This window comes from Bacillus rugosus, from assembly GCF_023238245.1.
GTDB lineage: Bacteria > Bacillota > Bacilli > Bacillales > Bacillaceae > Bacillus > Bacillus rugosus.
In genome coordinates this window covers 911,062-925,672 of record NZ_CP096590.1, presented here as the reverse complement: position 1 = coordinate 925,672, position 14,611 = coordinate 911,062, and the positions used below count along the sequence as shown (strand labels likewise).

14 protein-coding genes are annotated in these 14,611 nt (G+C 43.6%); 2 read left to right on the top strand and 12 right to left on the bottom strand.

The genetic code is table 11. From position 1 onward, the window contains the following. Positions 1–5: 5 nt before the first annotated feature. Together M0696_RS04590 and M0696_RS04585 are read left to right on the top strand one after the other, a co-directional pair. On the top strand, positions 6–563 hold the full coding sequence (locus tag M0696_RS04590) for a YfjD family protein (protein WP_282707827.1): 558 nt from the start codon (positions 6–8) through the stop codon (positions 561–563). Positions 564–612: 49 nt separating this feature from the next. Then, the gene (locus tag M0696_RS04585) at positions 613–942 is read left to right on the top strand and encodes a YnfA family protein (protein WP_222143807.1); all 330 of its coding nucleotides are present in this window, start codon (positions 613–615) and stop codon (positions 940–942) included. 35 nt (positions 943–977) lie between these two features. On the opposite strand, the gene M0696_RS04580 is transcribed toward M0696_RS04585, so the two are convergent. The 12 genes from M0696_RS04580 to M0696_RS04525 all read right to left on the bottom strand — a co-directional run bounded on the left by M0696_RS04580 (position 978) and on the right by M0696_RS04525 (position 14,400). Further along, entirely contained in the window at positions 978–1,157 is a 180-nt protein-coding gene (locus M0696_RS04580) for a small acid-soluble spore protein H (RefSeq protein ID WP_003239795.1), read from the bottom strand. 52 nt (positions 1,158–1,209) lie between these two features. Then, a complete protein-coding gene (acoR, locus tag M0696_RS04575) occupies positions 1,210–3,027 on the bottom strand; it encodes an acetoin dehydrogenase operon transcriptional activator AcoR (protein WP_222143806.1) in 1,818 nt (605 codons plus the stop codon). Positions 3,028–3,144: 117 nt separating this feature from the next. After that, complete coding sequence (gene acoL, locus M0696_RS04570; RefSeq protein ID WP_166853883.1) at positions 3,145–4,521, bottom strand: acetoin dehydrogenase complex dihydrolipoyl dehydrogenase; 1,377 nt, start codon at positions 4,519–4,521, stop codon at positions 3,145–3,147. 19 nt (positions 4,522–4,540) lie between these two features. After that, positions 4,541–5,737, bottom strand: a complete 1,197-nt coding sequence (locus tag M0696_RS04565) for a dihydrolipoamide acetyltransferase family protein (protein WP_166853884.1) — start codon at positions 5,735–5,737, stop codon at positions 4,541–4,543. Positions 5,738–5,750: 13 nt separating this feature from the next. Next, positions 5,751–6,779: an acetoin:2,6-dichlorophenolindophenol oxidoreductase subunit beta gene (acoB, locus tag M0696_RS04560; RefSeq protein ID WP_166853885.1), complete on the bottom strand. Its 1,029-nt coding sequence runs from the start codon at positions 6,777–6,779 to the stop codon at positions 5,751–5,753. Between the two features lies 1 nt (position 6,780). Continuing rightward, positions 6,781–7,782, bottom strand: coding sequence for an acetoin:2,6-dichlorophenolindophenol oxidoreductase subunit alpha (gene acoA, locus M0696_RS04555; protein ID WP_166853886.1), 1,002 nt, complete (start codon positions 7,780–7,782; stop codon positions 6,781–6,783). A 227-nt stretch (positions 7,783–8,009) separates the two neighbouring features. Then, on the bottom strand, positions 8,010–8,699 hold the full coding sequence (locus M0696_RS04550) for a YfjL-like protein (protein ID WP_248602551.1): 690 nt from the start codon (positions 8,697–8,699) through the stop codon (positions 8,010–8,012). Between the two features lie 30 nt (positions 8,700–8,729). Further along, positions 8,730–9,182 (bottom strand): DUF6884 domain-containing protein, encoded by a 453-nt coding sequence (locus tag M0696_RS04545; RefSeq protein WP_222143804.1) that lies wholly within the window; start codon positions 9,180–9,182, stop codon positions 8,730–8,732. Between the two features lie 146 nt (positions 9,183–9,328). Next, complete coding sequence (locus tag M0696_RS04540; protein ID WP_222143803.1) at positions 9,329–9,901, bottom strand: GNAT family N-acetyltransferase; 573 nt, start codon at positions 9,899–9,901, stop codon at positions 9,329–9,331. 257 nt (positions 9,902–10,158) lie between these two features. Next, the gene (locus tag M0696_RS04535; protein WP_222143848.1) at positions 10,159–11,142 is read right to left on the bottom strand and encodes a tRNA dihydrouridine synthase; all 984 of its coding nucleotides are present in this window, start codon (positions 11,140–11,142) and stop codon (positions 10,159–10,161) included. An 858-nt stretch (positions 11,143–12,000) separates the two neighbouring features. Beyond that, on the bottom strand, positions 12,001–12,972 hold the full coding sequence (locus M0696_RS04530; protein ID WP_248602550.1) for a bacteriophage abortive infection AbiH family protein: 972 nt from the start codon (positions 12,970–12,972) through the stop codon (positions 12,001–12,003). A 258-nt stretch (positions 12,973–13,230) separates the two neighbouring features. Further along, positions 13,231–14,400 (bottom strand): hypothetical protein, encoded by a 1,170-nt coding sequence (locus M0696_RS04525; protein WP_222143802.1) that lies wholly within the window; start codon positions 14,398–14,400, stop codon positions 13,231–13,233. Positions 14,401–14,611: the final 211 nt, after the last annotated feature.

The window sequence follows — 14,611 nt, the reverse complement described above, 5'->3', positions numbered from 1 at the left end:
AGCAATTGAAAAAAGATGAAGTAATTAAGGTTAAAAGCAGACTGTTTTTTAGAATATGGCTGTTCCTCGCCACAGGGGGCGCCTTTATTGTGGGAGTCTGGCTGGTGTCTGAAGCTCTCACATTTGAATCTAAATATGCCCTGCTTTATTTGGGCGGCGGGTTACTGGCGATTGTTTATGGATTGATCACATTCTTTATGGCTTTTCCTGCGTTCACAAGCCGTGGAAATGTCATTTTCAGCATAAAGACCGGACCTAGTGGCGAGATCTTCTCGAGAAAGCGCAGCGTGCTGTTTTCTGAGGTAAAACGGATTTATATGGGACGTCATCAATACAGTTTGAAAGGGATCTTTTTTGAGGATATTATCATTGAGAAAACAGACGGCAAAATCGTTCGCATCCCGACCTGGAACATAATCGCGAATCCGCTTTTTTTCGAAGCGGTTGAACGCTATATCCTTCCCCATTTGAATGAAGAGGCTCAAAACAATTGGATCAGCCAATTTACAGAGGTTCAGCGAAAAGCGTATTTGAAGGAATTTGAGAATCATCCGAAGCTTTAACAGCACTCCTCCTTTATAATAAAAGTGAAATGCAAGTTGGGGAGTGCGCGTGATGCTAATTACCATTCTATTATTTCTCGCGGCGGGGCTTGCCGAAATTGGCGGCGGGTATTTGGTTTGGCTGTGGCTGAGAGAAGTAAAGCCAGTCGGCTATGGGATCGCCGGAGCGCTGATCCTGATTGTTTACGGCATTCTTCCGACGCTTCAGTCCTTCCCCTCCTTCGGCCGTGTATACGCCGCCTATGGCGGGGTATTCATCGTGCTTGCGGTTCTATGGGGATGGCTTGTCGACCGGAAAACGCCTGATCTGTATGACTGGATCGGTGCATTCATTTGTCTCATCGGCGTCTCTGTCATTTTATTTGCGCCGCGCGGATAACAAAATGGCCTGCTTATGAAGCGGGCCATTTTTGTTTAATCCTCTTTTAAGTTGGTCAGCTGTACTTCATGCTCCTGCTCAGGTTCATCAAGCGGATAAATTCTCGCTGTTCCGTTTTCTTCATTCACGTGCTGAATGTAAATAGGAACTCCATTATATGTTACTTTCTTCATGTCGGGAGATTCTACAATTTCTTTCGCCCTTTGACTATTCATTCTAACACCCTCCTTCATACATAACGTTTCCATTTCTTGAAAGAAGTATGCTTTATGATTCAGCGGACAGGTTGAATTTTTTCAGCCGTTTGTAGAAAGTGCTCCGGGGTATCCCGCTGATTTTGGCGGCTTGAGAGACGTTTCCTTTTGCGGATTCAAGCGCTTTGATGATGACATCTTTTTGGATTTGCTCACGAAGGGTCAGCGCGCCGGCAGCAGCCGGCTTTTTTTCTGCCGGACTGATCGGCAGGCCTGAAGCTTCCAATAAAGCGGTAAGTGGCTCATCCCTCAGCCGGCCGTCCGGAAATCTAATGGAAAGACGTTCAAACACATTGAACAGCTCGCGAATATTCCCCGGCCACCTCCATTGCTTCAGCACATCCAAAAAAGCAGTGGGAAGTTCGCCAGGCCAATGATTCTTCTGTTTGTAGTACTGAAAGAGGTCTGGAATATCCTCGGGGCGGTCGCGTAAAGGAGGAAGCTCGATCGGATAGACATGAAGGCGGTAAAACAAGTCCTCTCTGATTTTCCCGCTTTCGGCAAGCTCGCGTAAATCACAATGTGTGGCGGCAATGACTCTGATATCAACCGGAATTTCTTTCGTCCCGCCAACCGGTGTAATCTTACGTTCCTGAAGCACCCGTAAAAGCGCAACCTGCATCGAGTGGGAGATTTCTCCGATCTCATCTAAAAATAAGGTGCCTTGATTCGCTTTTTGAAAGGCGCCTTTGTAGCCGTTTCGTTTCGCTCCCGTAAAAGCGCCCTCCGCATAGCCGAACAGCTCGCTTTCAATCAAATCAGACGGGATCGCTCCGCAATTGACAGCAACAAACGGGCCGTGCCGCCGCTCGCTGTTCTCATGAAGTGCGCGGGCCGCGACTTCCTTCCCCGTACCAGTTTCGCCCGACAGACAGACCGTTGCATCCGCCGCTGCCGCTCGTTCAAGGCTCTTCAGCATAGCTTGCGATTGGCCGCTTTGCCCGATGACTCCATTGAATCGAAACGCCGTCTTTTTCTTTGATTCCGAGAGATAAAAACAAGTGCCGCCATCCCCGATGGAGACGGCTTTTTCGATTGAAAAGCCCCGTTCCTTCACCTCATATAGGTGCCGGCCCTGCCAATCTGGCATTGAGGTTCGAATCGGTATGCTCGCGCTGATGATATGCTGTTTGGTATTGCAGAGCACCATTGGCACACAGGATGCAGCCCTATCCCCAAAACGGCTGATCAGCTCCAGCTCTTTCTCACGGCTTTTAGCTGCCAGTTCCCGTTCCGCAGCATAGGCGATCGCCGTGGCAATACCGAGCATATGAGGATGCGCGCCTGCTGCCGGACACGATATGTCAATCACACCTGCAAGGCTGCCATCCTCATGGTGAATCGGGGCGGCTGAACAGTTCCAGTGATGGGAAGCGATGGAGTAATGTTCTGATCCTTGTATTGCAACTGGCTCACTGATGTGGAGCGCCGTGCCAATTGCATTTGTCCCGACAGCCGTTTCCGTCCAGCACGCGCCTTCGACAAAGTTGATGCGTTTGGCTTCATTGAGCGCACGAGGATGGCCGTCCAATGCCAGAACAACGCCGTCTGAATCAATTAACAGCGCCATCATTTCCATTTCTTTTATGGCAGGCAGCAGTTTTTCGAGGTAAGGCTGTGCGGTCGTCAAGAAGAATGAATGATTTTTTGACTGCTGATCCAGCTCGGTTTGCTGTAAAACCTTCGGGCCTTTTTCTAAATAAGGATTGACCTCAGCTTTTTTGCAGCGATGCCATGACTCGGCGATCCGTTTTCTTAATCGGCCTTCGTCAAGCACACCGTCTTTCACAAAACGTTTCCAGGTTTGCAAATCGTTTGGGATCGAATTCATTTCCTTGATCGCTCCTCCCTTACACGCTGTTTTCATCTATTGTAGGGGAAAAATAAAGCGCTTTCAACAACAAAAAAAGCAGACGCCTTGTATTCTCTGCGTCTGCTTTTTCCTATATTATGCATGTACTGCAAGCCCGATCGTGCTTAACAGCGCCTCGTGCAATGTTTCCGACAGTGTCGGATGGGCGGCGATAAAGTGCTCCGCCATATCAGCGGTCATCTCACCATTCATGATCGCAGCCGCCTGGCCGATGAGCTCGGTCACATCAGGACCAATCATTGAGACACCGACAATTTCGCCGAATTCCGGTTCAGCCACGATTTTGACCTTTCCTTCCGCTTGCTGTTTTATGAGTGCCTTGCCGTTTGCGGAAAAAGGAAATTCACCAATCTTTACATTCCCGTATACGCTTCTTGCTTGTTGTTCTGTCATTCCGATGCACGCAATTTCCGGAGATGTATAGATGCAACGGGGCACATGCTTCTCATTGATTTTGACATCCCTTCCGGAAGCATGAGAAGCAGCGATAATGCCCTCATGGAAAGCCGCATGCGCCAGCTGAATGCCTCCGATTGCGTCTCCGCACGCATAAATATGAGGCACGTTCGTCTGCATGTGCCCGTTTACCGGAATGCCTTTTGGAGAAAAATCAACTCCGGCCTGCTCCAGCTGTAATCCGTCAAGACGAGGTTTTCTGCCGATCGCCACGAGTACATAATCGGCCTTCGTTTTAAACTCCCGCTGCCCGCTTTTCCATATTGCCGTTTTGGCCGTTTGATCCACCCGCTCTAACTTGGATGAAGTATGCACTTCAACACCGTCTTCCTCGAGCTTCTCCTGAAAGAGACGGGCAATATCTTCATCTTCAGCCGGGATCAGCTGGCCTGCTGTTTCAATGATGGTCACCTTCGACCCCAGTCTGGCAAACAGCCCGGCATACTCACAGCCGATGACACCGCCGCCGACAATGACGAGTGAAGACGGGATTTCAGAAAGGGATAGAGCGTCCTTGCTGTCGATGATCCATTTGCTGTCAAACGGGGCGAATGGCAGCTCGATCGGCTCTGATCCGGATGCAATCAATACTTGGTCAGCCTCTCTGATTTCTTTTCCGTTCTCTCCTTCGATCAAGAGCTTTCTATCAGAAAGAAAGGAGGCCGCCCCCTTCACAACCTGTATTTGATTTTTCTTCATTAAGTATTGAACGCCTTGGACAAGCTGTCTGACAACCTGCTGCTTTCGGTTTTGCATTTTGCTCCAATCAACCGATATCGCACCTGCCGGAAGTTCGATTCCAAAGCGGTCGGCATGCTTGATTTTATCAAGAACGTTTGCGCTTTCTAACAAAGACTTCGTCGGGATGCAGCCTTCATTCAGGCAGGTTCCCCCAAGCTGGCCTTTGTCAATCAGCAGTACGTTTCTGCCCTGCTGCGCCGCGGAGACTGCAGCCGCATAGCCTGCGGGTCCGCCGCCGATAATGGCTAGTGTCATGTCGTTTCACCTGCTTTTCCTATAAGATTAGAGCTGCCGGTTCTTCCAAATATGTTTTAATCGCCTTCAGAAAGGCAGCGGCAGGAGCACCATCGCAGGCTCTGTGATCAAATGTCAGGCTGAGCGGAAGGATCGTGCTTCTGACAATTTCCTCCCCTTGATACAGCGGTGTGTCATAGCTTGCTCCGATGCCGAGAATACCTGTTTCCGGCGGATTTAATATCGGCGTAAAATGCTCCACTCCAAAAGCGCCAAGGTTTGTAATAGAGAAGGTTGAGCCTTGCAGTTCTTCGCTTCCTGCCCGTCCCTCGCGTGCTTTTTTGGCATATTCTGAGATGGATTGAGCCAGTTCAATCAGCGATTTCTTTTCAGCTTGGCGGATCACAGGCACAACTAATCCATTTTCCAAGGCTACAGCCATTCCGAGGTGCACATGAGGATGTGTAATGATGCGTTCATTTTGATAAAAGCTGTTCAGCGCAGGATGAGCTTGCAGAGCGAGAACGGCGGCTCTTGAGACAAAATGAGTCATCGTCAGCTTTGTGCCGTACCTCTCTTCTGCTGTTGGAGAAAGCTGTTTTTGAAGGGCTGCCAGCTTGGTGATATCAGCCTTCATCGTAATCGTCAGCTGCGCGCTGTTTGCCAGGCTTTCCTGCATTCTGGCCGCGATCACTTTTCTCATGCCTGTCACCGGCGTTTCTTGCGCCTTCTGCTCAGAAACCCGCTCTGCCCGGTCATTTTTCTGTTCAGCAAGCGCTTTTGTTACATCGTCTTTTACGATTCTCCCGCCTGGTCCTGTGCCTTTCAGCTGTTTCACGTCTAATCCCGCTTTTTCAGCTATTTTCCTGGCGACTGGAGATATTTTGATTCGTTCTTTTTTAGCGGCTGCGGGTTTGCTTTCTTGTTTTGCGGGCTGGACGGCTAGCGGCATGCTGTCTTCCGCAGCAGGCTCTTTCGCCTCTTCCTGCACCGATTCATTGGCGTCCCCGATGTAGCAGATCGCTGTGCCGGGCGGAACCTCTTCTCCTTCTTTTACTTTGATATCGATCAGCGTTCCTTTTTCAGGCGCCTCGATTTCCATTTCAATTTTCTCCGATTGAATGCTGGCAATGCTTTCTCCCTTTTCAACCGGGTCGCCTACTTTTTTATTCCATATCGATACTTCCCCTTGTTTCATGGCCATTCCCAATTTTGGCATCACTACTTTTACCGCCATTTGTGTCCCCCCTTTAATTCATTGCCGGCTCGCCAAGCAATTCAAGCGTGACGCTGACAATTTGATCTGGTGTCGGCAAATATTGATCTTCAAGCACTGGCGAAAACGGCACTGGTGTATGCGGCGCTGTAATCCGTTTAATCGGCGCATCAAGCAAATCAAAGCCCTTGTCAGCGACAATCGCAGCAATATCCGTGGCGATGCTGCATCGCGGATTGGCTTCATCGATGATGATCAGCCGGTTTGTTTTTTCCAACGATGTGAAAATCGCTTCCTCATCCAGAGGAGACAGACTGCGGGGATCGAGCACCTCAGCTTCGATGCCTTTTTCTGAAAGCTGGGCTGCCGCATCAAGCGCGGTATTGACCTGCTTGCCGACTGCAAACAGCGTGATATCGCCGCCTTCGCGTTTGATGTCCGCCTTTCCGAGCGGGATTGTATAATAATCTTCCGGCACATCGCCCTTCATGTTGTAGGACGTTTTGTCTTCAAAAAAGAACACTGGATCATTGTCTTCTATTGCTGCAAGGAGCAGGCCTTTGGCGTCATATGGATTGGACGGAACGACCGTCTTCAGTCCCGGGATGCTGGTGAAAAGGCCATACAGCGCCTGTGAATGCTGAGCAGCTGCCCGGAACCCTGCCCCGTATGTGGTGCGGACGGTAATCGGCACTTGCGCTTTTCCGCCGAACATATAGCGGAATTTCGCCCCTTGGTTGATCACCTGGTCAAAGCATGTGCCGATAAAATCATTAAACATCAGCTCGGCAATTGGTCTCAGCCCGGTTGATGCCGCAGCCATAGCTGCACCCATATAGCCCGCCTCAGAAATCGGTGTGTCCAGCACTCTGCTGCGCCCGAATTCCTGCACAAGCCCTTTTGTGACACCTAACACGCCTCCCCATGCTTCATCATCCTGCAAATGATCGACCGCTGCTCCCCCGGCGACATCCTCACCGATCAAAAGCACATTTTCGTCTCTTCTCATCGCAAGCTTCATCGCTTCATTGATCGCGTCTGACATGCTTATGACTCTCGCCATCTCACATTCCCCCTTTTTCATACGACACGTAGACGTCTGTCAGCAGCTCTGACTCTTTCGGATATGGACTGTCTTCGCTGAACGAGACGGCTTTTTCAATCGATTTGCTGACACGCTGTTCAATGTCTGACAGTTTATTGGCATCTGTTTCTTTTAAAAGGTAGTTTTTAAAGCCTTGAATGGCATCCTTTTCTTCAAGGTGCTCAGCCCTTTCATCCTTCGTTTTATAGGTTTGGGCATCCCCTTCGAAATGGCCGTAGTTTCTGTAAGTCATACATTCAATCAAAGACGGGCCCCCGCCATTTCTTGCTCTTTCAACTGCTTCCTCGGCGGCTTGGTAAACTGCTAAAATATCTTTTCCATCCACCGTGACCCCCGGCATGTTGTAAGCAGCTGCCCGGTCGGCGATTGAATCACAGGCTGATGCGTACTCAAAAGGGGTGGCTTCGCCATAGCCGTTGTTTTCAGCAACAAATACGACAGGAAGGTTCCATACTGCCGCTAAGTTCAGCCCTTCATGGAAGGTGCCTTGGTTATTTGCTCCGTCTCCGAAAAAGCAAACGCTTACATTTTTAGTCTGTTTATATTTAGCGGTGAGCGCTGATCCGCATGCAAGTGTAAATCCGCCCCCGACGATTCCATTTGCCCCCAGCATGCCTTTATCGAGATCCGCAATGTGCATAGAACCGCCCTTGCCTTTGCACAATCCGGTCGCTTTCCCGAAAATTTCCGCCATCATGCCGTCCAAATCACAGCCTTTGGCGATACAATGGCCATGTCCCCTGTGCGTGCTTGTAATGCTGTCACCATCATGTAAATGAGCGCACACACCTACAGCTACCGCTTCCTCACCGGCATACAAATGGACGAATCCGGGAAGCACTCCCTGTGCGAACAGTTCATGCACTTTGTCTTCAAAGCCCCTGATTTCCAGCATCTTTTGGTACATCCACAGCGCTTTCTCCTCAGTTAATGACAAGCCTTCTCGTTTTAACAATTCCATTTTGTGCGCCTCCTTCTATTTAAGGTTCATATTTATAAATGCAAGAAGTGTGCCAGTCTTTGGAGCCCGTAAAAATCAGTCTTTTCATTTTTACACTGGAGACAGTTTGAGACATGTGTCTCATTTTGTCTCGATCTGTTCCAGCTGTCTCGTTTTCTTGCATGCAAAAAAGACCGGGCACCCCGGTCTTTGACAATGATCGACGTATTTATTTCCTCGGAAATCTTTTAACTGCCTAATTCCTCTGCATCGTTTGGCTGAATGGCTGTTTTCGGAAGAAAATCAACTGAATATTTGACATAACCGAAACCGCCGTCCGCGTCCTTCTGCATACAATCTACCGTGCCATTTGCATATGTATATCCCTTTTCATTAAGCGTCTTTCTGACCGTTTCCGCCATCTTTGCGGCACCTGTTTTTGATAACCCGCTGGAATCTAACTGAATCGTCATGCTCATAGACGCTTTTTCAGCCAGCTGTTTGTTCCATTTTGTCTCTAAGGTGAACTGGCCGTTTTCGACGCTCAAAGCAGCGTCAGCTTTTATGATTTGCGGAACCGCCTTTTTCAGATCTGCTTCGATTTCTTTTGATGCTTCTAGATTTAGATGTTTTGCTACGGATTCGGTATACGCTTCTTCAATTCCATCGCACGTTACTTTAGGATGGAGGAATCCCTTCGTACACATTGGATAGCGATGGGATTGAGTGTTTGCTTGGAACACATATTCCGAGGTTTTAGCGTTATATACCCCATTTATGATCTTGATTTCTTTTTTGGGATAGGTTTGTGTCACATAAGATATAAGCTTTTGCTCTGCGGCATTTTTCGAAAATGGATCACCGAACCATACATGATAGATATATAATCCGCATCCGAATACCGCAATAGCAAGCAAGCCAACCACAAGTTTTTTCATGTTCACACTCTTTTCTTCACATGTACCGTGCTACAGTTCATGCTTTTCTTCAACAGCCCGGTTCAGTGCTTGAAGCATGTAGCCAATGCCTTTGCATGATGACAGAGGCCAGCTAATATGCTGATGCTCGCCAATGACGGCGTTTAGAACGCTTCGATATTTATTCCCGCCAAGCATGACAAGCTCTTCGATGTCGGAAAAGCCTTTTTCGCAAAATTGGCGGTGCAGCTCCTCTGCTGTCATGATCTCCGAATGCTCGGTTCCAAAAGCCACATCGTAATTTTCGGGAACGATATCATCTGGCCGAAGAAATCCGTGCTTCGCCGACAAAATCACCCATTCATCAAAAAATGCTTTTGCATACCTCTCGCACGCCTGATGAAACGGGCTGAGATAAGCGTCCTCCGCCCTTACCGGCCCTGTATTTGGATGGTTGTCCCATATTTTTTTCTTGCCGCAGGGGATGATGCATAGTCGTTTCATTTTTCTCTCCCCTTATTTCCGTTTCATATAATAGCCAAAATAGCAAGTGCCCTGTTTAGTTTCTCCTTGGCACTTCGCAGGTCAAAAACCCTAATAATGGAGGCTGTTTTCCAGATCGCGGTTAGTTTCTCACAATAGAGAATTAGTTAAAGTTCATATTTATCTTTTCCCAAACCAGATTTTAAATCTTCCTTGATCATTGAATACATATATAAATCTTCAAATTTACCACAAGTAAATTCATAATGTCTCAGCAAACCCTCTCTGCTAAAACCTTGTTTTTCTACTAGTTTTATCGATGGGAAATTAGAAGGTTCAATAAGAGCTTCAATTCTTTCCAGCTGCAAGTGGTTATATCCATATTTGACAACAGCCTCTAATGCTTCACTGACGATTCCTTTTCTCCAGTAATCTTTGCTTAATTCATACCCAACTTCAGCTCGATAATGTTTTGCAAGTCTATTAAGAAATCCACAGCTTCCTATTACTATGCCTGAATCTTTAAGTGTAATTCCCCATCTGATTCCTGTACCTTTTTCATATATGGATTTATACCACCTAATCTCTTTCCAAACATCTTTAGTTGTTTCAAAGGGTTCTAACCCCATCGGCTTAACAACATCTTGATCTGAAAGATATGTTAGCATATCTTTGGCATCTTCAAATTCTACTTCTCTTAACAATAATCTTTTTGTTTCAATTATAGGAAATTCTTTCATCAAATCCCCCCTTCATTGGATCCGTACCATCTCCTATTATTACCATGTATTTTATCTTATCTTTTTCGATAAAAAAAGATAGCAAGGAAAATTGTCCCTGCTATCTTGATTCTTACAATTGATAATCTCTCCACTTCAACAGCTTCCCGGCAGAATGTCTCCCTGAATATCGAATTTTTCCGTGATGAAAATCTGCAGGAATACTCCGGTTCAATACAGCCTTTCACACCAGTTTAACGTCCACAAATGGGATACTTCTACTGTTGCTCCACCCTATCAAGATACTTTCTCTCAAAGTCATCAAGCAATGCACGCACTTCATCTGTTGACTTTGTGTTCATGCATTGATTTCTTAATTCACTTGCCCCGCGGAATCCACGGAGATAAATCTTGAAAAAGCGAGGAAGAGGCTTATACGGACGGGCTTCTAATTCTGAATATTTATCATGAAGATCCAGATGCAGCCTTAAGAGATCAAGCAATTCCTTACTGCTATGCTCTTTCGGCTCCTTTTCAAAGGCAAATGGATTCGTAAAAATACCACGCCCAATCATAATCCCATCAACACCGTATTGTTCAGCAAGTTTCAGGCCAGTTTGGCGGTCAGGAATATCCCCATTGATCGTCAATAGTGTATCTGGCGCCACCTCATCACGAAGTTTCTTAATTTCCGGGATGAGTTCCCAATGCGCATCCACTTTGCTCATTTCCGCTCTTGTGCGCAGATGAATGGAAAGATTAGCAATGTCTTGTTTCAATACGTGTGTCAGCCAGTCGCGCCATTCGTCTACATCCGTGTAACCAAGCCTTGTCTTCACACTTACAGGCAATCCCCCTGCTTTTGCTGCTTGTATTAATTCTGCGGCAACTTCAGGACGACAAATAAGGCCGCTTCCCTTTCCATTGCCTGCTACATTAGGTACAGGACAGCCCATATTAATATCTAGACCCTTAAACCCTAATTCCGCCATACCAATACTCATTTGGCGGAAGTTTTCAGGCTTATCCCCCCATATGTGAGCTACCATTGGTTGTTCATCCTCCGTGAAAGTCAAACGGCCACGCACACTATCCTTTCCATCTGGATGACAGTAACTTTCTGAGTTTGTAAACTCCGTAAAGAATACATCTGGTCTGCCAGCTTCACTCACGACATGGCGAAATACAACATCCGTCACATCTTCCATTGGAGCTAGTACAAAAAAAGGCCGTGGTAATTCACGCCAGAAATTATCTGTCATAATCAAATTCAAATCCTTTCATAATCAATACCAAGCCAAACATGATTCCAAAATTAAAAAGCAGAATGTTCTTTTACACTTATAGCATGCTTAAGCACTTCTAATCAAACTATAGTAAATTTCGAACATTTAAACCTTTACTAATAACACGTTAAAAAGGGCAGTTTGGGTCATAGGGTTAAGTACATGATCTAGGCTTCTATTTATGTTCCCCAAAATTTCATATCAATAGCTGGAGGGGCTTATCACACTCTTGTTTCTGCCTCCCTACCTGAATAAAAGACATCAGGCCAACGCTGTGCATGAAAAAGACCCGGAAATCGGCAATGTTAATTCGCCCAAAATCCAGATCTGTTTAGAAATAGTTTATATTAATTAGACGATTTATGCGCAATTAAAATATACATCTCATCTCCTAAATCAGACACTCCACCCTGCATTCCACCGTTCCAGTTTAAATATAGTTTTCCTCCAGAAACCCATTTTCACACTTTTTTGCTTCAGTATTGGCCGTTTTTCACCTGCTTGTCCACCTGTTTTCATTTTGCAAATTTCCTCAAGTTCCCCATTTGCATCTTTCACTGTCAAAAGAAAGTTAGTCGTCAGGATGTAAGGCTCCATCGTTTCTTTTTTCAGTAAACTGACCAAAACGAAGACCATTATCTGTATGAAGGTGATAGGTACGCTTTGTTTTTAATCCATAAATAATAGTTCACTGCCTCAAGTTGTTTTTTATCACGTATAGGATGTACAACTTTCACTTTCGCATCTCCAATTATCCTTACTAAATCATTGTATCGGGAGAATTAAGCAGCCACAATAGCCTAGAAGCTAAGATAACCCTTCTAGGGTTATTAACTATTTTTCAATATGAAACGTCTCAAAATTTCCTTTAAAGCCGCAATCTCTTAAATAAGATGAATAATTCACTATATTTTCCTCATCAAAATCATTAAAATACCAAGTTATATTTTCAGTATTAATTCGGTCACAAATCTCTTTAAAGTACACAGCATCTACTTTATTAAATGAGAAACCATATGAATATATTTTACTTATGTTAGCTACCCTTAACTCTTCAAAAAAATCTATGCTTAACTCAATTGCTCTTTTTGTATCCTTTCTTAACTGTACGTCTATCTCACTTAAGCTGTCTTGAGATCCAACATGATCTTTCATATGATCATCAGTACGATCCTTCAAGTTTCCATGACCAAAGAAAATTTCTTCGTTTTGTAATCCATGAATATGACATATGCTATCCTCATCGACATTATAAAGCACTTCTAAAGTATCTGTATAATTAAAAGTTAAGAATAAGTCCTCTTCACCTATTATTTTTTCAAAGTCCTTCTTAGGTGGTACAGTATTTAATTTCAGTGAGTCTATCCATTCTGAAAAGTAGTTTTTTATTTTTGTGGTTGGTATAACTAACTGCGCAGCTAAGTCTTCATTTCTGTAAACCATTTTCCACATATCCTTGTCTCCATCTTTGTCAAGAATATCATCAAACGAGTCGAATACTAAACTATAATCTAATGCTCCCAATGAGGATTCTATGTCACTCCATTTTTCTTCGCTTTGTTCTGCTTCATTAATTAGAAAAAATAGCATGGATAATACTTCTTTATCATCATATTCCACACCTCCATCAGGCATTAGTATTTCATTAGGTACTATTGAATCATACATGTTTATTTCTGGATAATTTAAAAGCAAATAACTCCTGAAATCATCATATGAAGTTTCTAAATCATGATCTAAATCAAAACCATTTCCAATTATAAAAAGATTAGACAATTTATCATTCCTTTCTCCTCTAACTAACATACTTCTACCTTATATTACGTAATATTTATATAATAATAAATGAAGAACATTCAAAAATGCTAATGTAATAGAAAAGGAATGCTTATTTAACAGCATTCCTTTGTTTCCTCCGCTAGGTTTTGTAAAGTTGCTAAAGTAATAGCTAAGGAGGTAGAAGTTAAGCATTGATTTATTAACACTCAATTAAAACTCTCTCTGTAATTGCCCTTTTCAGATGACTAACAGTTTATTAAATAAGATCTAAAAATCCCAGTCTTATCAGTTTACTTCCCAATATTTAAATTTATACATACTCTTAAAGGAATCAGTATGAGATAAGGCAATTTTCTCTTCTTTTCTTTCATCATATGAGGACATACCAGTAATACCAAACACCTCAAATATTATATCCCTTTCTTTATCGACAATGTATCCATCTGGAATAAAACTTCCGTAACCTTCAATTGGCAAATAAGGCTTGTAAAATGTTAGATTATCATCACATAACCGATCATATATATTTTTTTCATGAGAACTTTCACAATATAAACCTCTATCAGATACTGGTATTAAGCAGTAGTTTTGTAGGGTCATACATCTATGGTACAAGTCTTTTTTATATACAAAACCTGCTACCACATATTCAGGGCTATGCGGTTCTATTTTTTTCTTGTGTTCATATTCTTCCTTTTCAACATAAAAACGATTAGTTCGCCCAAAAGCATCTTTACAATACAGAATATCTTTTTTTGTATTATCAAATAGGGTATCTTCTCCAAACGGTCTTTCGCGATTTACATACATGTAAACAAAATAGATATCTTTTTTTACTTTTACATTCCGTATGTTTACTTGTTTATAAAACATCTCGTTTAATGTTTTTCTTTTTCTCGATAACCTAATTCGAGACGTTATGCCATAAACATGCTTAGCTAACTCATATTTATCATTAGGAATTCTATGTTTTTTGCCTAACACCATACTTTCCCAAGCCATCATATTTATTCTTGTGGCTAAGCCAAAAACTGTTGATACATTTTTATTAGATCCTGTTCCTTCTTGATAAAAAACATTATTTCTAACATTATTGTTTCTCTCGTTATTATCTCCTGACTGAGAAAAATGTAATTCTTTAATTCTAACAATATGTAATCCTTCTTCTTCATCATAACTCCAGGCCTTTTCATATGGGCTTGAACCCACAAATTGAGGATGTCGGCAACAATCCTTGGAATGTTTAAATTGTCTGGTAGAATTATATAAATATGGAGATTTTGCATTGGAAACTTTAAGCACTATCTTATCAGAACACTCACACCTTAATTCTATTTCTCCCTTTTCACTCCTAGTTTTTAAGTTTAGCAGCAGAGACTCTTTTATAGGTGAATAAGGTAGTTTTGTTATGTTTCCTTTTGGTTTCCCAATTACAATAAATGATTTTTTATCCAAGTGATCCCTTCTTTCTATATTAAACAGACTACACTTCAATTATAGTTGACATTAATATAAAAGTTTCCAAAAATCTCATATTCCAGAACTACTTTAAAAGAAGAATGAGAAAAACGAAAAAAGACCGTCAGGACAAGGGCAAAACATGGAAAAGACCCGGAAATCGGAATTGTTTATTTACCGGAATCCAGGTCTGATTAGGAAATTGTTT